The sequence below is a fragment of the Pseudobacillus badius genome (assembly GCF_002189605.1).
GTDB lineage: Bacteria > Bacillota > Bacilli > Bacillales > Domibacillaceae > Pseudobacillus > Pseudobacillus badius.
This window is the reverse complement of the sequence record NZ_MWMM01000001.1, coordinates 115,245-135,999: the sequence shown is the minus strand read 5'-3', so window position 1 is coordinate 135,999 and position 20,755 is coordinate 115,245. Positions and strand designations below refer to the sequence as shown.

The 20,755-nt window shown below is 42.8% G+C and carries 24 protein-coding genes; 6 read left to right on the top strand and 18 right to left on the bottom strand.

Going from position 1 to position 20,755, the window contains the following annotated elements; all coding sequences use genetic code 11:
- Positions 1-40 precede the first annotated feature (40 nt).
- A complete protein-coding gene (locus tag B1A98_RS00630) occupies positions 41-415 on the top strand; it encodes a nucleotide excision repair endonuclease (RefSeq protein WP_063384199.1) in 375 nt (124 codons plus the stop codon).
- 176 nt (positions 416-591) lie between these two features.
- Here B1A98_RS00630 and B1A98_RS00625 read toward each other — a convergent pair whose 3' ends face one another.
- Positions 592-1,728 (bottom strand): M14 family zinc carboxypeptidase, encoded by a 1,137-nt coding sequence (locus tag B1A98_RS00625; protein WP_063384200.1) that lies wholly within the window; start codon positions 1,726-1,728, stop codon positions 592-594.
- Positions 1,729-2,087: 359 nt separating this feature from the next.
- Between B1A98_RS00625 and B1A98_RS00620 the strand changes: the two genes are divergently transcribed.
- Complete coding sequence (locus tag B1A98_RS00620) at positions 2,088-2,288, top strand: cold-shock protein (RefSeq protein WP_041099512.1); 201 nt, start codon at positions 2,088-2,090, stop codon at positions 2,286-2,288.
- A 154-nt stretch (positions 2,289-2,442) separates the two neighbouring features.
- Here the strand turns inward: B1A98_RS00620 and B1A98_RS00615 are convergent, their stop codons facing one another.
- Entirely contained in the window at positions 2,443-3,123 is a 681-nt protein-coding gene (locus tag B1A98_RS00615) for a superoxide dismutase family protein (RefSeq protein WP_240492432.1), read from the bottom strand.
- 469 nt (positions 3,124-3,592) lie between these two features.
- Here B1A98_RS00615 and B1A98_RS00610 point away from each other — a divergent pair, with 469 nt between their 5' ends.
- Positions 3,593-3,982 carry a thiol-disulfide oxidoreductase DCC family protein gene (locus B1A98_RS00610; protein ID WP_063384202.1) on the top strand — a complete coding sequence of 130 codons (390 nt, stop codon included), beginning with the start codon at positions 3,593-3,595 and terminating at the stop codon, positions 3,980-3,982.
- 103 nt (positions 3,983-4,085) lie between these two features.
- On the opposite strand, the gene B1A98_RS00605 is transcribed toward B1A98_RS00610, so the two are convergent.
- From B1A98_RS00605 to B1A98_RS00580, 6 genes are all read right to left on the bottom strand, one after another.
- Positions 4,086-5,366, bottom strand: a complete 1,281-nt coding sequence (locus tag B1A98_RS00605) for a DUF3238 domain-containing protein (protein ID WP_082821662.1) — start codon at positions 5,364-5,366, stop codon at positions 4,086-4,088.
- A 259-nt stretch (positions 5,367-5,625) separates the two neighbouring features.
- On the bottom strand, positions 5,626-8,046 hold the full coding sequence (locus B1A98_RS00600) for a heavy metal translocating P-type ATPase (RefSeq protein WP_063384203.1): 2,421 nt from the start codon (positions 8,044-8,046) through the stop codon (positions 5,626-5,628).
- Positions 8,047-8,124: 78 nt separating this feature from the next.
- Positions 8,125-8,334, bottom strand: a complete 210-nt coding sequence (gene copZ, locus B1A98_RS00595; protein WP_063384204.1) for a copper chaperone CopZ — start codon at positions 8,332-8,334, stop codon at positions 8,125-8,127.
- A gap of 173 nt (positions 8,335-8,507) precedes the next feature.
- Positions 8,508-8,816 (bottom strand): metal-sensing transcriptional repressor, encoded by a 309-nt coding sequence (locus B1A98_RS00590; protein ID WP_063384205.1) that lies wholly within the window; start codon positions 8,814-8,816, stop codon positions 8,508-8,510.
- A 138-nt stretch (positions 8,817-8,954) separates the two neighbouring features.
- Complete coding sequence (locus tag B1A98_RS00585; RefSeq protein ID WP_063384206.1) at positions 8,955-9,791, bottom strand: methyl-accepting chemotaxis protein; 837 nt, start codon at positions 9,789-9,791, stop codon at positions 8,955-8,957.
- Positions 9,792-10,093: 302 nt separating this feature from the next.
- Complete coding sequence (locus tag B1A98_RS00580; RefSeq protein WP_041099500.1) at positions 10,094-10,231, bottom strand: spore protein; 138 nt, start codon at positions 10,229-10,231, stop codon at positions 10,094-10,096.
- Positions 10,232-10,400: 169 nt separating this feature from the next.
- Here B1A98_RS00580 and B1A98_RS00575 point away from each other — a divergent pair, with 169 nt between their 5' ends.
- Positions 10,401-10,664: a YtzC family protein gene (locus B1A98_RS00575; protein WP_063384207.1), complete on the top strand. Its 264-nt coding sequence runs from the start codon at positions 10,401-10,403 to the stop codon at positions 10,662-10,664.
- Positions 10,665-10,715: 51 nt separating this feature from the next.
- The gene (locus B1A98_RS00570; RefSeq protein ID WP_041113044.1) at positions 10,716-11,057 is read left to right on the top strand and encodes a hypothetical protein; all 342 of its coding nucleotides are present in this window, start codon (positions 10,716-10,718) and stop codon (positions 11,055-11,057) included.
- Between the two features lie 232 nt (positions 11,058-11,289).
- Here B1A98_RS00570 and B1A98_RS00565 read toward each other — a convergent pair whose 3' ends face one another.
- A complete protein-coding gene (locus B1A98_RS00565; RefSeq protein ID WP_063384208.1) occupies positions 11,290-12,627 on the bottom strand; it encodes a uracil-xanthine permease family protein in 1,338 nt (445 codons plus the stop codon).
- 185 nt (positions 12,628-12,812) lie between these two features.
- Here B1A98_RS00565 and B1A98_RS00560 point away from each other — a divergent pair, with 185 nt between their 5' ends.
- Positions 12,813-13,787 carry an aromatic ring-hydroxylating oxygenase subunit alpha gene (locus B1A98_RS00560; RefSeq protein WP_063384209.1) on the top strand — a complete coding sequence of 325 codons (975 nt, stop codon included), beginning with the start codon at positions 12,813-12,815 and terminating at the stop codon, positions 13,785-13,787.
- Between the two features lie 45 nt (positions 13,788-13,832).
- Here B1A98_RS00560 and B1A98_RS00555 read toward each other — a convergent pair whose 3' ends face one another.
- The 9 genes from B1A98_RS00555 to B1A98_RS00515 form a co-directional block, all read right to left on the bottom strand.
- Positions 13,833-14,528 carry a DUF3600 domain-containing protein gene (locus B1A98_RS00555; RefSeq protein ID WP_063384210.1) on the bottom strand — a complete coding sequence of 232 codons (696 nt, stop codon included), beginning with the start codon at positions 14,526-14,528 and terminating at the stop codon, positions 13,833-13,835.
- A complete protein-coding gene (locus tag B1A98_RS00550) occupies positions 14,525-15,103 on the bottom strand; it encodes a sigma-70 family RNA polymerase sigma factor (RefSeq protein ID WP_063384211.1) in 579 nt (192 codons plus the stop codon). The genes B1A98_RS00555 and B1A98_RS00550 overlap by 4 nt, the downstream gene beginning before the upstream one ends.
- A gap of 217 nt (positions 15,104-15,320) precedes the next feature.
- Positions 15,321-15,827 carry a flavin reductase family protein gene (locus B1A98_RS00545; protein ID WP_063384212.1) on the bottom strand — a complete coding sequence of 169 codons (507 nt, stop codon included), beginning with the start codon at positions 15,825-15,827 and terminating at the stop codon, positions 15,321-15,323.
- Positions 15,828-16,169: a DUF3870 domain-containing protein gene (locus tag B1A98_RS00540; protein WP_063384213.1), complete on the bottom strand. Its 342-nt coding sequence runs from the start codon at positions 16,167-16,169 to the stop codon at positions 15,828-15,830.
- Positions 16,170-16,242: 73 nt separating this feature from the next.
- Positions 16,243-17,367, bottom strand: coding sequence for a muconate cycloisomerase family protein (locus B1A98_RS00535; RefSeq protein ID WP_063384214.1), 1,125 nt, complete (start codon positions 17,365-17,367; stop codon positions 16,243-16,245).
- Positions 17,333-18,013 carry a 3-oxoacid CoA-transferase subunit B gene (locus tag B1A98_RS00530; RefSeq protein ID WP_063384215.1) on the bottom strand — a complete coding sequence of 227 codons (681 nt, stop codon included), beginning with the start codon at positions 18,011-18,013 and terminating at the stop codon, positions 17,333-17,335. The genes B1A98_RS00535 and B1A98_RS00530 overlap by 35 nt, the downstream gene beginning before the upstream one ends.
- Entirely contained in the window at positions 18,006-18,695 is a 690-nt protein-coding gene (locus B1A98_RS00525) for a CoA transferase subunit A (RefSeq protein WP_063384216.1), read from the bottom strand. The genes B1A98_RS00530 and B1A98_RS00525 overlap by 8 nt, the downstream gene beginning before the upstream one ends.
- Before the next feature lie 22 nt (positions 18,696-18,717).
- Positions 18,718-19,434, bottom strand: a complete 717-nt coding sequence (locus B1A98_RS00520; RefSeq protein ID WP_063384217.1) for a carboxymuconolactone decarboxylase family protein — start codon at positions 19,432-19,434, stop codon at positions 18,718-18,720.
- Between the two features lie 260 nt (positions 19,435-19,694).
- On the bottom strand, positions 19,695-20,534 hold the full coding sequence (locus tag B1A98_RS00515; protein WP_240492435.1) for an alpha/beta fold hydrolase: 840 nt from the start codon (positions 20,532-20,534) through the stop codon (positions 19,695-19,697).
- Positions 20,535-20,755 lie beyond the last annotated feature (221 nt).

The window sequence follows — 20,755 nt, the reverse complement described above, 5'->3', positions numbered from 1 at the left end:
TTTATGGTACGCTTTAAATGAAGAATAGGAGCGATTGCAAATGATAAAAATTGAACTGCCACAACCGGATCTTACTATTGTGAAAAAGAATACCGAAGGAGATAGAAGCGAAGCTGCCATAGCCAGGGAATATGGCTTTATTGACTATCATAAGATTGCCCGCGACAAGGGCGGCATTTATATGTACTACGATGCACAGGATGAATTAATGTTCGTTGGCAAAGCGCGCAAATTAAGAATGCGGATCCGCAAAAGCTTTGAAGACGCTGCTTCTCCAATCAAGCTGCATCGCGATGATGTTTACAAGATTGAGGTCTGTTATGTGGAAGATCCGATGGAACGGGAAATTTACGAAACCTATATCATTAACACACTGAAATCAAAGTACAATATCGACAAAGCCTTTTTTAGATAAAACGCTGTACATGAAAAAGCCGGTCCAAAAGCCCATGAAAAATGACTTTTTGGACCGGCCCTTTTTCTTTTCAAAACAGTCACAAGAAAAAAGGCGGGCAAATTCGATTTTTATTCAATTTGTCTGCAACTTAAAGCAAGCACAGTATCCCGTGCTTGCTTTTTTCATTAATTAAATTAATAACCAGCCGGTACAATCCCTGAGTCTGTTTGATAGCCGGCAAGAGGATAAGCCGGAATATCTCCCCAGCGGTCAGGGTCAACCTGGGCGATCTTTCCGGACGAAATGCCTTCAAGCAACGCTTTCAGCCCAAGATAATTTTGCTTCGTTAAATAACCGTTTGATTTTTGTCCAAGACCGCCTTCTCTCGTATTTCCTTTTGTTTCAAAGAAAATAGCCGGATTGCTGTGGTGCGTTGGATTGAGATTGTTATAATTCAAACCCAGCATCATCGCCGAAACGACTCCGCCCTTAATGTCAATTTCATATCTTTTATCGCCATCTCCCACTTGATAACGGTCAATGTGAGTGTAGCCGTATTGTTTTAATGCATCATACACATATACTTGCATTTGGCGGGTCACGTCATTGTAATCTTTAACGTTAGGCAGCGTTGGCCCATCCGGGGCAAGTGACACACCAAGTGACATAGACGTCGATTCATTGGTGCCGTAGACAGTCTTAAAGCCTTGATGGTGAAGGTCAACCGCATAATCTGGTTTTACGTCAGCCCAATACTTATAAAAAGCCAGCGATTCCTTCGCTTTAAATCCAGCCGCTGCCCAGTCGCGGTTTAAATCAACTGTTAACGGCTTGCCGCTGTCGTTCCGCTTAGGCTCTCCATTGTCATACAGCATAGTTGTCCTCGTATTCATTATACTGCCATCCGGGTTGTACATAGGAACGGCATAGATTGTCAGATTGTTGAGCATAGCTTTGATATCCTTGCCGCCGCTGCTGCCGAAGGTTTTCAGCAAATCCAGCACCGCGCGTGTCGTTAATTTCTCATCCCCATGAATTTGTGCCTGTATCCATACCTTGACCGGCCCCGTTCCCACTTTGGCCGCATAAAAGCTTCTTCCCTGCTCACTTTTTCCATATTCATCTAGTGTGAATACCTCTACTTTTCCTTGGCTTGTCTGCTCAATATCTTTGAGAGCTTTAATCATATCCTCATATGTAACCAAACTGCTTACATTCATCTCTCCATTAGTCGAAGGACCTCCAGGTACAGTTCCAGCCGCTGCAGCAGATGAAACTCCCGCCGAAAACAATAAAGTACACCCTAGGATCAGTGAAACCGCTTTTCTCAAAACATTCCCCTCCAATCATTTTTTGGACATGCTTCCATTATATTTGATAGAATATTCTAATAAATCAGCCAAATAGCCGATTTCTCCTGATTTTTTCTTTTCCAAATATAGATCTAAAGCTTCACAAAGGAGACAATAAATTGTTTTTCGACAGTTTTTATGCTAAAGTTCCTTTCGTTTGGCGAACAGTGTCGGGAAGTTGTTCTCTCCTTTTCTTGCCTTGCTTTACAGCTTCTGTTATCTTTAAAGAGAATTATTTTTGTTCGAAGAAAAAAGATAAACGAAAGTCTTTTTGTCTAATGGATTTGAGCAAGGATAGTACTACACGTGCGAACCGCACACGAGGAGGATATATACAAATGGAACAAGGTAAAGTGAAATGGTTTAACGCAGAAAAAGGGTTTGGATTCATCGAGCGTGAAGGCGGAGACGATGTATTCGTTCACTTCTCAGCTATCCAAGGCGAAGGCTACAAATCTTTAGACGAAGGACAAACAGTTACTTTCGAAACAGAACAAGGACAACGCGGTCTGCAAGCAACTAACGTTCAAAAAGCATAATTTTATATAGGCTAATGAAAAATGGCCAAAAAAGCAGCTCACTTCAATTTTTATTTGACGTGCAGCTGCTTTTTTATTTTTGCGGCTGGTTAAACAGACCGATGTTAGCTATAAAAGCGCCTGTCCGAGTCTGGACAGGCGCTTCTGTTTTTTCCTATTGGGCGCTGATTACTCCACATGCAATGCGGGTGCCCGCATCACCAGCCGGCTGGGATTTTCCGTCATCCGCTTTTTCATGGATCACCAGGGCAGATCCATCTTCGTCAAACAAGGAATGAGCTTCCCCGCTATTGAGTGTAACATGCTCTGCAACCATTTCCGCCTTCACTTTGCCATCCTTTCCTACAGTAAGGTTTGGCAAATCGCCGGCATGAGGCCCTTTTTCATGATTCATCCCGTGGCTCGCTTTTCCCGGGTTAAAATGTCCGCCGGCTGATTCAAAGCCGGGTGCGTCACACTTCCCGGTTTCATGAAGATGAAATCCATGTTCACCCGGAGGCAAATCTGACGCTTCTACCTGGATCGACACCCCTTTGTCAGTCTGTTTCAGCTGGGCGATCCCTACCTTTTTCCCCTCGCTGTTTTTCAAATCAATGGTTTTCGCATCATTATCTTCTCCGTCACCAGCCACCGGAGAATCTGGAGATTCCGGCGCCTGCTTTTCTGTTGAAGTTTCGTTGCTCGGTTCTTTTTCAGGAGCAGCCGAGCCACTTTCGGTAGCAGCCTCATTCTCTTTTTGTTCATCTGCCGCTTTATCTTTTCCGCCGCCACATGCACCAATCACCAATGCGACAGCCAACAGAAAAGCAAAAAGCCCTAATTTTTTCATCATCATCCTCCCTTTCCAAAATTATGTATACACATTCACTTTAGACAGATAAAAACTGCTTTAAACACCTTTCGATCATTTTCCTCCGTTCGTCCTAGCAGAAGAACATGAAGGATACTCCTTCTAAAACAAAGAAAAAACAGGTTAAAGAAGATTATTTCGGCTCTGATAAGGTAAAGTAAAATGAAGGGATGGATTATGAGAGAAACATAAGATTTAACCGAGTTTATCAATCTGACCAAGACTACTCATTATGGGTCTCCCAGGAAGCAAAATAATCCTTCCGGCCTGTCACTCGGAGATGAAAACACAGGAGGGTCTGATAGAGAAGCGGCTGCCCAGATAAAGGACTCGAGAAAATCGCGGCTATACAACAAGAGGGCTCCGAGTACACAAAAAAAAGAATAATGAGCGTTTCATAGCAGCCTAAAAAGGTTAAAGGAAAAAGAGAACGGAAAACAAGGAGGATATTATGATGCATCCGGTTATTTTATTTGACGGCGAATGTAATTTTTGTGATTCAAGCGTACAGTTTATTATAAAGAATGATCCTCAAGGGCTCTTTCACTTTGCCTCTTTGCAAAGCGATACTGGACAAGAGTTGTTAAATAAACACAACGTTCCTTCTGATATAGACAGCATGATATTAATCGAAGGGGACAAAGTGTATGATAAGTCAGCGGCTGCCCTGCGCATTTGCAGGCATTTAAAAGGGGCATGGAAGCTATTATACGCCTTTATTATCGTTCCTCGTCCGCTTCGGAATGCGGCATACGATTTTATCGCTAAAAACCGCTATAAGTGGTTCGGAAAAAAAGAAAGCTGTATGCTTCCTTCACCAAGCGTCCGAGCACGGTTTATCTAATGAGAAAAGGACTGATCCTAACAGGTCATGAAACATGACCTTTTTTAGGATCAGTCCTTTTTTATTTTAGACACGTATCCGGCAGTCCCTTTATAAGTTTTCACTATTTAAAGTTTGATAAGCGCCAGAACTGATCTGCCATCGTCTCTGACAGCCATTCCAGTCCTTTGCTCTCAGCTTGATGAAGGGGCTGCCATGAAGCCTGGCTGCTATTCTTCATATACACTTCGTGATGAGGAGACTGGTCATGTATGCCGCTAATATCAAAAAAACCGCTTTTGCACAGCAAGATTTTCACTTTATAATCGATTGCCGGCGATGTCACCAATGGATTTCCGACAGAGTGAGCCAACTGAAGAAACAATTTCTCCTTTGTTACATTTTCCTTTTCCAGCTTAATCCCTTCTTCTGAAGCGGTGTCTTCATTCTTGAACCTTCGCAGCCATCCATAAGCTTTGGTTTGGCCAACATCTTTAACTAAACGAATTGTTGGAATTTCTTCATCATAGTTTATCAAAATGTCTGCTTTTGTCCGGTAGTTCACCGAGTCTGCATCAAAGCCGCGGCCATCTCCTTTAAAATAACGTAAAGGAGAAAAGAAGTTGGGGTTCTTCAGCCATTTATCTTCTAAAAAGGTCATATATCGAATCGTCCACTCTGTTTCCGCTGATGGCGGCGTCTCTGGCTCTAAAACACTTCTAAGAGAGCCAATTTGTTTAGTTAGGCGAAACCGCTCAAAAGCAGCCTCTTTTTCCGTCGCTCCTTTTTTGAAAAAACCGATGATTCCTGCCGCCGCGAATTTCTCTTCACTCATTCCCTTTTCTGAGAGAAGCAACGGCCGCGCCGCGTGAATAGAGTAGGTATATGCTTGATCGGCTCTAACAGAATAGTCAACAAAACGCCCCTCGCGCACCTTTGCTAGCCTTTCTCCATTCCGGTAGACGGTATATTCTTCTACCCCGTCAATCGGCTCCCATTCCATGCTGATAAGAGACTCTGTAACCACTGTCGTAACGATTAAATCTTGCAATATATTCACAGCACTCTTGTCTTTCGTTGCTGTCGCTGTTTGCACTTTGATCCTATCCATTACACGCTTATTGGCATCTAATGCTTCCACTGTATATAAATATGTCTTTCCTGCTATGAGCCCTGTATCGGTCGCACTGGAATCCGATCCTGAATAAATCAGTTCCCCCTCTCTATACACATTGTACGTTTCTTCTTTTCCCTTCCAATGAAAGGTGATTTCGTTTTCTTTCTGCTCAATCGATTTGATCATCAAGCTATTAATGCGCGCCAGTCTTTGCCGGCGCCGTCTTTTTAAAGACAGCCAGGCAGCGCCGGCCAAACAGGCTGCGGCTATCGGATAACGGTACAGCACACTAATCACCTCGTTTTCAGCAATGAAAATACCTTCTCGTTATACCCTGAATATGCATTTTTCACACCTAAGAGGGCAATTCTATTTCTTCACTCAGAAAGTGATCTGTTTATCTCTTATCCATAAAAAAGAAGCCATCCCAAAAGGTCATATTTCATGACTTTTTGGGTCGGCTCCTTTTTCTTCTTTAAAGCAGGCTGATCTTCATTCCAATCAACGGAGAAAAATCAATCCTTCTCTTCTTAACACGGTCATTTCATTAAGGCTTTAACTGAATCCGCTGCAGCCTTAGGGCATTTAATACGACAGATACCGAGCTGAATGCCATCGCAGCCCCGGCTACCCATGGAGCAAGCAGGCCAAGGGCAGCTATTGGAATACCAAGCGTATTATAGCCAAACGCCCAAAATAAGTTCTGTTTAATGTTGCGGATCGTCATTTTACTCATATAAATCGCGTCCGCGATACTATTGAGGTCGCCTCGAATCAACGTAATATCAGCCGCTTCCATCGCTACATCAGTCCCGGTCCCAATCGCCATGCCGATGTCCGCCACAGCCAGGGCAGGTGCATCATTAATGCCGTCCCCTACCATCGCTACTTTTCTGTCGGCCTGCTGGAGCTTTTTCACTTCCTCCGCTTTTCCTTCAGGCAGCACTTCAGCAATGACGCGCTCAATGCCCACTTGCGCGGCAATGGCTTGCGCGGTCTGCTGATTATCTCCCGTCATCATGACAACATCTAGACCCATCTCTTTCAAGCGGGCGATGGCCTTCTTGGATGTATCCTTCACAGTATCTGCAACGGCTACAATTCCGGCAAATTGCCGGTCCATTGCCACAAGCATAGCTGTTTTTCCTTGCTTTTCGAGATGTTCCATCTTTGATAAATACTCGATAACATCAACGTTTTCTTTCTCCATTAACCGGCGTGTGCCGATGAGCAGCTCCCGCCCGTCAACCTTTGCTTGAATGCCAAAACCGGGCAGAGCTGTGAATTCTTCCGTTGACTTTAATGAAATTCCTCTCTCTTTTACCCCTTCTACAATCGCTTCAGCCAGCGGATGCTCCGAGTTCCTTTCAGCTGTACCGACCAAAGTTAAAAATTCCGCTTCCGGTTGCCCTTTGCCCACAATGACATCTGTTAAAACCGGCTTTCCATTCGTCACCGTTCCCGTCTTGTCAAGAATGATTGTATCGAGCTGGTGCGCCGTTTCTAAATGCTCGCCGCCTTTAAATAAAATGCCGTACTCTGCCGCCCGTCCGGACCCGGCCATAATGGACGTCGGTGTCGCAAGGCCGAGTGCGCACGGACACGCGATCACGAGCACAGCAATCAGCTTTTCAAGAGCTGCGGCAAAATCACCAGGAGCCACCGCGAAATACCAAATAAAGAAAGTAACGAGCGCAATTCCGACAACGATCGGCACAAAAATGCCAGAAATCCGATCGGCAAGCCGTTGAATAGGTGCTTTAGAGCCTTGAGCTTCTTCAACGACTTTGATAATTTGGGCAAGCGCTGTTTCCTTCCCGACTTTCAGCGCCCGAATGGTTAGCGCTCCATTTTTGTTGACCGTTGAACCGATGACTACATCACCTTTTGATTTATCAACCGGCACGCTCTCTCCCGTAATCATTGATTCGTCAACAGCGGATGTTCCCTCGATGACTTCACCATCTACTGGCACCTTCTCCCCCGGCTTTACAAAAACGATATCTCCTGAGACAACTTCTTCGATCGGAATCACTTTCTCTGCCCCGTCCTTGATGACAACGGCCGTTTTCGCCTGTAATCCCATCAGCTTCTTGATCGCTTCTGAAGAACGCCCTTTTGCTTTTGCTTCGAATAATTTCCCCAAAATGATTAGAGTAATTAATACCGCACTTGTTTCAAAGTAAAGAGAAACCATATGTTCATGTGTCTGAAGGGATTGAATGCTTAAATACAAACTGTAGAAGTAAGCAGCAGATGTTCCTAAAGCCACAAGAACGTCCATATTGGCACTTTTATTTCTTAAAGCTTTATAAGCGCCGGCATAAAACTGCCAGCCGATCACAAACTGGACAGGTGTGGCCAAAATAAGCTGAATCCATGGATTAAGAAACAAATCAGGCACCCAAATAAAGGAGGTAAAGGCGAAATGGCCGGCCATGGCCCATAGAAGCGGGAAAGATAAAATAGCTGAAATAATTAACTTCCTCGTCTGGCGCTTAATCTCCGCTTCGCGGTAGTCCTCTGCTCCCTCTTTCTGTTCTTCTTTTTCAATAAGCGTATAGCCGAGTTTCCTAATCGCCTCTTTCATATCAGACATCGTCACTTCATCAGGATTATAAACCACAAGTACCGATTCCAAAGCAAAGTTCACAGCTGCCTGATCCACACCTTCAAGCTTATTGAGCCGTTTTTCAATACGGGCAGCACAAGCAGCGCACGTCATGCCGGCAATAGCAAATTCTGCTTGTTCATAAACGACTTCATAACCTAAGGCCTCCACTTTATCCTTAAACTTCTGCTCATTTACCTTTTCCGGGTCATATTTTATTTTTGTTTTTTCCAAAGCAAAATTCACAGCTGCTTCTTCTACTCCGTCCAGCTTATTTAATCCCTTCTCAATGCGGGCAGCGCAGGCAGCGCAGGTCATTCCTGCGATTCGCAAATTTGCTTCTTTCAGATCAGCCACTCTTATCACTCCTTTTACCATACCCCTGTACAGTATATTGCTATTTAAAAAGAAACGTGCTTCAAATAGCACGGTCCCTTACTGCTCTACATCATATCCTTGTTCTTCGATTTCCTCGGTAATGGCATGAAGAGATACGAGTTCCGGATTAAATGAAACATCAACTGTACTTGCCTCTAAATGCACCTTAACAGCTTCCACTCCATCCAGCTTTCCAACGTTGCTTTCAATTGCCTGAACACAGTGACCGCAAGACATTCCTTGCACACGCAATGTAATTTGTTCCATTTTTATTCCTCCCAGTTATTCATTTATTTTCTTTATACTACCATACCCCTGTATGGTAGTTCAACAACGATCATTTCCGAGCATCATTTTTTCAAATAGTCGCTTTTATTTAATTTGCGTTTCCTTCAGGATATAAACTAGTTTTTCCTGTTGATAAGAATGTTTTAGGCAGTTTAAGATTTGGAGAAGCGCTCAAACACTTCCATTAATTCCGCAATCGCTTCTTCGCCATTGCCATTTTTAATCGCATCCGAAACACAGTGATTCGTATGGCGGCCCAGCATATTCAAGCTGACCTTTTTTAAAGCGGCATTAATCGCTGAAATTTGAACAAGTATATCGACACAGTAGCGGTCACTTTCAATCATTTTTTGAATGCCTCTTACCTGTCCTTCGATCCGCTTTAAACGATTAATTAACTGTTCCTTTTCCACTTCATCTCTATGGGAGACTGTTTTCTCTTCCTCTTTGCTTGCAGCCATTTTTCTGTTCACCTCCATCAATGGATCACTTTCCATGCTTTCTGCCCATTACCTTACGGGGGTATCATATAAATAAATTATAGCATATGGAAACGAAAAGACATAGAAAAAGAGCAAAAAGACTGCCGCGCAAGGCAGTCATGGCAGCGATAGAGACTGAACTCCCCCATGCTTATTTAACAACTCAGCTGTATCAGAAATTCTCTCCACCATCGTATGAAACTCTTGAGTACTGGCCGATTGCTCCTCTGTTTGAGCAGCGATCTCCTGAATCGACTCATTGATCTGCAAAATTTCATGCTGCGTAATCTCCAGCTGCTTTTGAATGTCTTCAGCAGCTGAATTGCTGTTAGCAGCCATTTTCCGTATTTCGTCGGCTACCACCGCAAACCCTCTTCCGTATTCTCCTGATCGAGCCGCCTCAATCGAAGCATTCAGCCCTAAAATATTCGACCGGGAAGCAATCTCTTTTACTTGCTGAATGATTCTTGCCACATTTTTCATATTCTTATTCATTGTTTCCGATTGCCGCGACAATTCCTGGAGTTTATTCGCAGACGAATTGGCAATGACAGCGATTTCCTCAGAAAAAGCCGTCATTTGTCCAATTACAGCACTGAGCTTTTCCGCTCCTTTACGAAGATCCTCCATCTTTTGATTGGAAACGACGGCTGCAAAAGCACCGATTACTTGTCCATCCTGCTTGATCGGTGTACAGGTTGAAATATAAGGAATACCCAGCAAATCCGCCGGTATTTCTTCACGAATTTTTTCACCTGTCTGCAATACCTTATAGGTCGCTGATTTTTTATATTTTGACATGCTTTCGCCGACTTTCAATTTTAAATCAATTTCTTTCCCTGGCAGATAGCCGATGATTTTTTCTTTATCGCTTAAAATCAAACAAGTATCCTCGGGATATGTCTCTTGAATGACCGGTAAGTGATCAGCTATTTCCCTTAATGAATCGAGCATGTTTCTCCCCCCTTGATAATTATCTTAATATTAACACTAATCAAGCAACAATTCTATGTAATTTGTTGCGCGTAAATAGGCCTGTGTTCGTAAAAGGGGGAGATCCTTCTATGGCTGGACCCTCTTTCTGAAGTCAATCACTCATGGGCAGCTGAGCTAAATTCCATACTTTTTCCCTTTATAAAAAAATTCCCATACCTTAAGGTTCTCATAAAGCCATCCCTCTTCCAAAGAATAAAGGAGAATATATCCATATGATTCATCACTTGTTTTCCCCCGCCGGCTTGGGCGGGGGAAAAACATTAACGCTTTGTATTGCTATGCTTTGCCCGATCCTCAAGCTGTGATTTTGGGCTGGTGTCTCCTTTTCCGCCCCCGGCGTACCCTTGAGGGTTCACTCCGCTGAAAGCCTTGTTGCCACGGTTTCTATTCTTGCTCATGTAACCACCTCCTGTCTTTACTATTTGCCTAAAACAAAAGCTATAGTATGGAAAAATGTCACATAGCCGCTTTATGCTTGTGAAAGTTTTACTTTGATAATCAGAAATAAAAAAGGCCAAACTAAAAACGGCGGCGCATGGCTAAATGGCCGCCAAAGGAGGAATCTTCATGGCTACAAGACACTCGGTTGATGAATGCTTGGAACAATGTCAAAGCGCCATTGATTATGCCCAAGAACAGTATAAGGATGCGGCGCGTCAAGAGCATAATAACGCTGGGAATTTTTCCAAATCACAATTGATGCTGGAAGATGCCTATAATGAACTAGATAAGCTGCTGCTCAGTGCTAACGAACAACAACGAGAACAGCTTCACCGAATGAGGCTGCAGCTTCAGCAAATGCAAAACAGCATGATTTTATTAGGTCCTTAACAAACCGCTGGTCCGCGCAGCTGCGGGCCGGCTCTTGAGGTGAATTTGCTCATGAATATAAACAAAGTAATCGATCAAGCAAAGAAAACAGCCGGACGGACGGTTGCATATTTAAAAGAAAAAACATTTCAATTAACCGATACACCTGCCGCCTCTGTTGCAGAATTGGCTGCTTTCATTCCTGCCCATCACGATACAAAAAAAGTCACGAAGACCTTTTTGGGAAGAAGCTTTACTTTCTACCAGCTTGAAACGATGGGTGTTTCTTACTATCTAGAAATGAAAGGGCCGTCGATTCTACAGCTGGATGCACGGACAAAAGAACGCAATATTGTTTCTTATCGCTCCTACAGAGACGGGCACAAACAGGATATCCCCATTCGATTCCCTTAACAGCCAAACGTTTTTTCCGCTAAAAAAGACCATTGTTATGAAAACGATGGTCTCAGACGGGTTCTGTTGATTTCCATTCCGGGCTGCTTCGCTTTCCGCGGGGCAGACGGTGATCCCGCAGGAATCTGCACACCTTTCATTCCAATCAACAGGGTGTAAAAATAAGCTCATTCCGAACCCCTTTGATTGACAAACAGCCCATCATTACAAAAATGATGGGCTGTTTCTTTCATCACTGTACATGAGCAGCTGCTTTCTCATTTCTTCCTTTTGGTTCGGGAATGACTAAATTGAGCAGCACTGTTGCCAAGGCACCAACCGTAATTCCAGAGGACAAGATATAATTCGCCCAGTCAGGAACATTTGCCAATACATCCTTTGGCAAGATGGTTACAGCGATGGTTAACAAAATCGGGATGCCAATAACGATCATGCTGCGGTCATCAATAACAATCGGCTGGATGACTTTCATTCCATTGGTCACAATAGCGACGCAGACAATACCAAAAATTCCGTTGATGACAGGCTCAGGAATGCAGGTAATCGCCGTGGATAATTTAGGAATGAGTCCTAAGCAAATAAGAATCAAACCGCTTGCCATAATGACCATTCGGCTGGCTACGCCGGTAATCGCCAGCAAACCGGCATTGGATGAATACCCTGTCATCGGTGTGCTGCCGAACAAAGCACCGACCAGACAACCAAGCCCTTCCCCCACAGAGGCGCGGTTTAAGCGCGTCTCATCTAATTCTTTTCCTGTAATAGATGAGACAACAAACCAAGTGCCCGTCGTCTCCATTAATATAATGAAGTACACAAATACCATAGTGATCACCGCGCTGAGGTCAAATACAGGCTTGCCGAACGGAAATAAAGTCGGCAGTGAAAACCAGCCCGCCTCCTTCACCGGAGAAAAATCAACTGTGCCGAAAAAGCTTGCCGTAATTGTACCGACGATAATGGCAATAATGACGGACACGAGACGGAAAAATGTGCCGATGCCACGGGTTTTTCGGCCCAATAACATACAAATGACCAACACCGCAGCTGACACAGCTGCTATAAAAATGTTCTCCCCGATCTTTCCCTCCGCATTGTACACATTATTAAGCCCAATCGGCATTAAAGCAATTCCTACGATAATAATCACCGTGCCGCCTACAAGCGGCGGGATGATCCGTCTCACTGCTTTCGCAAACCATTTCAACGGGTAACCAAGCAGAGCAATAATGATAGCCCCAGGAATCAAGCTCCCAGCGATGGCTCCCAAGCCCAGTTTTCCGCCGATCGCAGCAATAGCGCCGATTGGCACATAGGATGGCCCTTGCACAACAGGGAGCTTAATGCCTGCTCCTGTTTGGATCAATGTGGCTATACCAGTGGCCAAGAAACACATCTGAATAAAGAAAGAGGTATTTTCTGCACTTAAGGCCAGCAGGCCCGCAATGATAATTGGCGCAATATATAAGTCCATAGCCAGCACATGCTGCAAACCGAGAACAAACGCTTTTCCAGGGCTGACTTTATCATCTACTCCAATAATAATGTTATTTTCTTCCTTCCCCTTCACTGCAACCCTTCCTTTCGTTCGTTATTTATTTATTTTCAAATGGATTATATATAAAAAAAAATAATTTGTATATAAAAAACGAACATTTTTACATAAAAATATTATTTTAATTCGTATTTAAGTTGACCTCCTCTCCATCTCTTATTAAAATAAAAGCATGAAATCGATTCGGAGGGATAAAGGATATGGTGCAAGATGACGTATTGAGGCAGGATTGGATTGTAGCCTGCCGTTCAGAGGATGTAGGGGAAAAGCCTATTCAAGTAATGCTGATGGGAGAGCGGCTGGCTATTTTCAGAAATAGCCAGGGAGTGCATGCATTTAAAGATTTATGTATTCATCGGGGCGCGGCATTGTCGCTTGGAGAAGTGAAAAATGACTGTCTCGTCTGCCCTTATCATGCATGGGAATACAATGATAAGGGAGAATGCGTGAAGATTCCCCAGCTGCCGGAGGGAAGAGCCATTCCCAAAAAAGCGAAAGCCGTCCATTACGCCTGCATAGAAAAGTACGGCTTTATCTGGGTGAACCTAGCAAATAACCATCCGGAATTTTTCCGCTTGGAAGAAATGGAAGGAAACAGCTTCCATAATGTCATTTGGGGACCGCAACAAGTGCAAGCTAAGCCGCCGCGCATTGTGGAAAACTTCCTGGATGTAGGCCATCTTGCTGTCGTGCATCAAGGTTACCTGGGAACAGAATCCCATCGCGAGATCGAAGACTATGCTGTCCACTGGGAAAAGGACCGTGTGTACTCTGATGAAATTGCCATCTTTCAGCCCGATCCTGATGGGTCTGGCATCGCGAAATATGTATATTACACCTATGAAATCGTTCGCCCGTTAACAGTAAAATTCACAAAAAAAGACCGGGAAAATGATACGACTATGACGATTTTGTTAACTGTTCGTCCCGTGGATGAACACACCTCTACCGCTTACGGGATTCTTTCATTCAACTATGAGACCGGGCTGGCGGATGAGCAGCTTATCGAGTTTCAAAATGAAATTTTTTCTCAGGACAAACCGGTTGTTGAAAACCAAAAGCCGGAAGAGCTTCCGCTTGATCTGCAGGTTGAGCTTTCTCTCGTCTGCGATCGGATGAGCATTGCTTATCGACAATACTTGAAAAAGCTCGGCGTCACTTTAGGGACAGCTTAAGCAAGAAAAAAATCGGGCACTGTGCCCGATTTTTTTCTTCATTCTTTATGGCGATGGCTGTTGCTTGCTTTGCACATAATCCAAAAAGTCTCTTGCTTGTTGAAATTCCGTCCGCAGCGGCTCCGGCAGCTTTTCCTCTTCTATCGGCCCTTCACTCGTATCCGTTCCGCTTTGTGCCAATGCTTTTTCATACGTCATCTGGGCAGCAATATATTGGTCAAATTCTTCATCTGTTAGTATTTCTTTGCTGGATTTCTCATTGTTAAGCTGATCAAAATAAGGCTGCAAGGTTTTATGGGCTTCTGTAAGCTCCATTCTTTTTTTCTGCGGCACCAGGTCATAATCAATGTTTCCATACCTATCTCCATAAGCCAGCTTCGCGTCTGTGATCACTTGCAGCTCCTTCTTGAATGCGGCATATTCTTCATCTCCTAATTCTCCCTGAGCCTGTGACAGTTTGGCATTCAAAAGAAAATAGCCTTCCATTGTCGCTGATGCTATATGCTTTTTGATGTTCTCAAATGAGCCATAGACTCCATCCGCCAGAAGCGACTGATAACTAAATGCGCTAAGCGGCAAAAGCAGCACAGCTGCCAGCACGCCAGCAACGAAGCGCTTTTTAGCTTTTTTCCCAGCGCCCCTTGTCACTCGGCCGATGACTCTTGTTTTTAAATAAGGAGGTGGAGACACGTGTTGAGCTTCCTCCTGTAACGTTTCTCTTACTCGTTCTTCCAGATTCATTGTATATTCCCTACCTTCTTGAAAAAAATATTTACATCCATTTCGCTTTGACGTAATTTTTTTAATGCCGCATTCACCCTGGATTTCACAGTTCCAATCGGAATATTTAAACTATCAGCTATTTCTTCTTGGGAATAATCATGTAAATAACGTAAAATAACCACCTGCCTCAGCTTAAATGACAATTGATTAATGCTTATCAACAATTGCCGATTAGACACTTTATCTACTATCCGGTGGGAAAAATCCTCTTCAACCAATGCCTTGTACTGCTCTGCTTTTCTGGCAATGCGCAAGTGCGTCCATCGCTTTCTCCGATAAGCACGTACTTGGCGCACGGCAATTCCTATCAACCAGGGACGAAAGTTTCTATTTAAATCAAACGTTTTGAGTCTTCCATAGGCTTGCAAATAGATTTCTTGGACAACGTCATCAATATCTGACTTATGATCCATCAAGAAATGAACAGTTTTGTATACATCATCAACTGTCTCTTCATAAATTTTTCCATAGGCTGTCTGATCTCCGGCCAAAACCAGCTCGACCAGCAGCTCGCATTTCCTGCTTCTCTCCAACGGCCGCCCCTCCTTTCCTCGGTTTATACTTTATATTGGCAAGATCATGAAATTTCGTTCGATTTTTATTTTATCTAGGATTTATTCAAGTAAAAAGCCGGCTTATTAACCAAGCCGGCTTTTCTCCAAATTTGCATGGATTGTATATAAAAGAGTTAAATAACTTATCAATTGTTCCTTCACGCATATAGAAATATTTGCTAATTCATTTTAGTCCTTATTTTACATAATTATAAAACTCAGCCGGAATCGGGCCAAAACAGCGCCGGTGATAAAGCATTGGATCTTTCTCCTTATCAAGACGAATATTAGTCACATTACCGATAAGTACTGTATGATCACCTGCTTCCACCGCTTGGAACGTTTCACATTCAAATACACCAAACGCTGCTTCAATAATAGGCAAACCGGTTTCAGACATTTCCCATTTACACTGGCTAAACCGATCTACTCCTTTTGCAGCAAACGTTTTGCATAGCTCCTGTTGTTCCCCTGCTAATACATGGACAGCAAATTTTCCGCCTTCTGTAAATGCCTTAATTGTAGAAACTCCATGGTCAATAGACCAAAGGATCATTAATGGATCCAGTGACACCGAAGCGAATGAATTTACAGTCAAACCAACGGGTGTTCCATCTTCTGATACTCCTGTAACAATTGTGACACCTGTTGGATAGTTCCCCATTACTTCTTTAAAGAGCAGTTGTTTTTCTGCTTTATCCATTTACTCTCTCTCCTTTTTTAATTTTCTTGCTTCTAGACTGTCTTTATACCTTTGATGAGCCACTTTTAGTGCCACAATAACTGCCTGCTGGGAGGGAGCTATAAAATCGCTTGTAATTTCCTCAATCAATGGTTTGATATCCTTGCTGAAGTCATAACCGATAATCATTCTTTTAAAGTAATCCTGAGCGAGGTTTGTTAGAAAAGTAAATTCGGCATTTAGGATAATATGAGTCTCTTTATGAATTTCAAGCACGATTCCGGCATATTTATAGTTTTCATACATGCTTGTATTTTGCGGTGCCTTCGCGTAAGCAGTAATCAATACACTTGTCATTCGCATACAATTACATCCTTTCAAGATCCCGTGTATCTAAAGCATTCGCCATTTGAGGGAGTATTTCCCCCTTATAAGTTTATACTATATACACTTCTCTTGAATAATGTTTTACCTTTTCCTTATCTATCTCCATGCCAAACCCTGGACCTTCCGGCACTTTCACTTCAAAGTTTTCGTACTCAATTGGGTTGAGGGTCACGTTATCTTTAAATAATAGCGGTCCAAACAATTCTGTACCAAATGCCATTTCTGGAATAGTAGAATATAACTGTGCACAGATAGCTGTCCCAAGTGAAGATTCAATCATTGTTCCTCCGTATAGAGGAATGCCAGAGGCTTCCGCAATAGCTGCTGTTTTTTTAACAGCTGTTAAACCTCCTGCTTTTGCTATTTTTAAAGCAAATACATCCGCTGCACGGTGTTTGGCAATTTGATAAGCTTCGTGAATCGTTCCAACCGATTCATCTGCCATGATCGGCACTTTAAAACGGGAAGAAAGCCTCGCCATGCCTTCATGGTTCCAGCGAACAAGCGGCTGTTCAACTAAATCCACCCCGCCATCTTCCAAAGCTTCGATGCAATATAGAGCAGTGGCTTCGTCCCAAGCCTGATTGACATCGACCCGTATACTTCCGGCATTCCCAACTGCTGCTTTAATCTTTATCACATGAGCTACATTTGCTCTCGGATCACCCTTTCCGATTTTCAGCTTAAAAATGTTATGCTTTCTTTCGGCCAAACAGTGCTGTGCTTCCTCGATGTCCTTTGCAGTGTCCCCGCTCGCTAGTGTCCAGGCAACAGGCATCGAAGAATGGCACTTTCCGCCAAATAAATCATAGGCCGGAATATTTTGTGTTCTGGCTGCCAGATCAATCACCGCTGCTTCAACAAGCGCTTTTGCATAATAATTTCCCTTTACATGAAGGTTGATCTTATAAGAAAGGGCATCGAAGTTTCTAGCGTACTCCCCTATAATGAGCGGCTTAATATATTTTTCAATGTTAAATTTAATGGCTTCCGGACTTTCTTCTGAATAGGACGCTCCCCCAATTGTTGCTACTTCTGCCCATCCCTCCACGCCATCCTCGCTTCTTATACAAGCTAACACAATTGTTTGCGTTACAATCGTATGCATAGCTAAATGATGAGGACGGATTGTCGGCAGATCAACTACGTATATATCCAGCGAATGAATTTTCATTATTATCAATCCTCTGCTCTATAAATTCCGCTTCTGTTTTTTTCCGCACTTCTTCTATTGTCACTCCAGGCATTAATTCAATTAACTGTAACTTGCGATTAACTACTTTAAATACAGCCATCTCTGTAATAATCATGTCCACACTTCTTGTAGAAGTAACAGGAAAAGTGCATTTCTTTAACAGCTTGCTCGTGCCATCCTTTGCGGTATGTGTTGTTGTTACTATTACTTTTTTTGCTCCTACAAGCAAATCCATGGCACCTCCCACCCCCATGATGTTCTTCCCCGGTACTGCCCAATTGGCGATAACACCGGTTTGATCGACTTGCAGCACACCAAGAATTGCGACATCTATGTGCCCCCCGCGGATCATGGCAAAAGACTCTGCACTGTTAAAGAACGAAGCACCAATTGTTTCGCCGACTGGCAGCTTTCCTGCATTCACCCTGTTTGGATCGATATATTCTTCTTCCACGTCCGTTACGCCAAGAAGCCCATTTTCCGTATGCAAGTGAATATTTTTATCATCAATATACTTTGCGACTAATGTAGGGATCCCAATACCGAGATTAACAATGCAAGGTCCTTTTAATTCGCTTGCTGCTCGCTTGGCAATCAATTCTTGAATGTCATTCTTCTCACTCACAGCTGACCACCCCGGCTTTCGTCAGTATTTTCTTCGCTTTAATTATCTTGTCTACAAACAAGTGCGGTGTCACAATTTCTTCTGGAGAAAGCTCTCCCTGTTCAACGATCTCATCTACTTCAGCAATAACAACATCAGCTGCTGTTGCCATTAACGGGTTAAAATTACGGGCCGTTTTATAGTAGATGAGGTTTCCAAGGGTATCCGCTTTATGGGCCTTAATTAAAGCGATATTTGCCCGGATTGCCGGTTCAAAGACATATTTGACTCCATCAATTTCCCGTTCTTCTTTTCCTTTCGCCAGTTCCGTTCCCACACCGGTTTTCGTGTAATAACCGCCAATTCCTGCTCCGCCCGCCCTCATGGATTCCGAAAGGGTTCCTTGAGGCAACAGTTGCAATTCAATTTCCCCTTTTTGATAATAATCGCCAACCTCCCGATTGCTTGTAAAATATGATCCAATCGCTTTCTGAATTTTACCTTGCCTAAGAAGCACACCTAATCCCCGGCCGGCTTCACCAAGATTATTGCTAATAACTGTAAGATCGGTTGCATCTATCTCAGCCAGCCCATCAATTAGTGTAAGAGGCGCGCCGATTAAACCAAATCCTCCGACCATTAATGTATGGCCGGACTGTACACAAGATAAGGCTTGCACTGCATTGCCATGGATTTTGTCCATATATTTCACCACCGCTTCAACTTTATTTTTCAGCTAACGAATCACTTGCCTCAAACCAAGCAGGAATACCGGCTGTTAATAAACAAATAAATCCTACATCCGCTAACTCCTCTTCAGAAGCTCCATTCTCCCTGGCTGTCTCCATCCATATTCCTGCTTGTTGGCCCTTTAATTCTGTAATGAAGATCCCGACCATTAAAAGCTGCTTCATTTTCCTGGAAACCACTGCATCGTCCATTATTTTTTCTATCAGCAGATCGTCTCTCTCCGATCGCAGCAGCGATAATGCTCCTTCGATAAAGGCTGTGTCTTCGCCGTCCATTAACTGAATTATTTGTATAAGCAATTCTTCCGTTGTTCCGTCATTCTTTATGGAAACAGAGTTTCTTTTTCCTTGTAACGATAGAGCATACTCTAATGACTTCATAGCCGTATTTAATGCTTTAGCTCCATTGTATAGGTAAGGAACCATTAAATACTCTACCAATTCTGGTATGGTAGCACCGGCATCTATTGCTCCTTTTGTGTGATAGAGCATGCTGCGTTCATACAACCTTGCTGCGTTCATGCCGACTAAAAGAATATCCTTTTCTTTTCTTGTTAGTGCACTATCACTCATAATGCCTCCACGCAAACTTGTATAACATTCAAGCAATTCAGGTCTATAGTCATGCATCTTTTGCACCCATCCCGGCACGATGTCGTATACTTCTTTAAAATAGGCCAATCCACTTCTCATTCTTCAACACCCTATCTCAATAATTTATAAAAGCAGCATTTAAATCCCTTGCCCTCCACCAAAAATTCTCATTGTTAAAGCTTCTGTATAATTGCCACAAAAAAATGGCTGCCTCAAACATTGCTACCTACTAAGATAACAATTGTTGAAGACAGCCATTCGTTCATTAGTTAGTATTAAAAAGGGTATTTTTTAATAGCTAATGAATAGGCAATCACTTATTCATTTATATTCATATTTTACACTAAATTCTAAATATTTCAACTTACGATATAGATATCCCCTAAAAATTCTTTGATCGCCTGATTAATTTCTTCTCTATTCTCAAACACCATAGTATAGTGATTGCAGGCTGAAACAATCATCTCGATATTTTTTGTATATTTTTTTGTTTCAATATAGTCTGTCTCATAAAATAATGGAGGAAATGGGCCGATTTCTCCTTTGGCATATACTAACAAAACAGGGCATTGAATAGAGGCGCATACTTCTTTCGGCGAATAAGAATAAAAACTCTCAAAGTCAGCCAAAGTTTTAGACTCACATGACTTATGTTCCCAATGGTCCCCTTCTCTCCGAATTTCATACTGGACAGTATTTTCTAATATAGGAGACCATTCTACACCCAAACGTTCATAAATCTCTTTTGTTTCCTGAATATAGCCCTCAGGCGAATCATATTCTTTACTCAATCTTCCAAGTGACGGCTTTACTATATCACGTTGATGATTAGACATTAAAGCAGCACCATCCAATAAAATAACAGCTTTCACAGAATCTAATTTACTGGCGACAATAGTTGAAATAAACGCTCCCATTGAATGCCCCATTAGAATAGGATTCTCAATTTCCAATTCATTGATTAAATCAATAATATCCTCTGCATGCTGAAAGATTGAAGGCCTCTTATCCATCCGTGAACTGTTGCCTCTCCCTCGTAAATCGAGGGCAATAAATCTGTAATCGTCTTTTAACGCTTCAGCATAGTAATGCATATTCTTATGTGTTCCTGTTAATCCATGAATAGCAATGATCGTGCCTTTTTTTCCAGGATAGTCAGCTAGCTGAAGCTTGCGACCATTTATCTCTTGCATGTACATTTTCACACTATTCGCTCCTTGTAACAAAAAATAGCTGCCTTAAATATTGCTATCAAACTTTAATAGCAGTTATTTAAGACAGCCGGTTTGTTCATTAGTTGATAACTTATTTTATCATATCCCCCTTAAAACCTAGACCATTATCTAAACTGCCTCGGGAGTGTCAAGCGCTGTCCGACTATTTTTCTAACTATCTCCTATTCTGTTTTCTATAGGGAGAA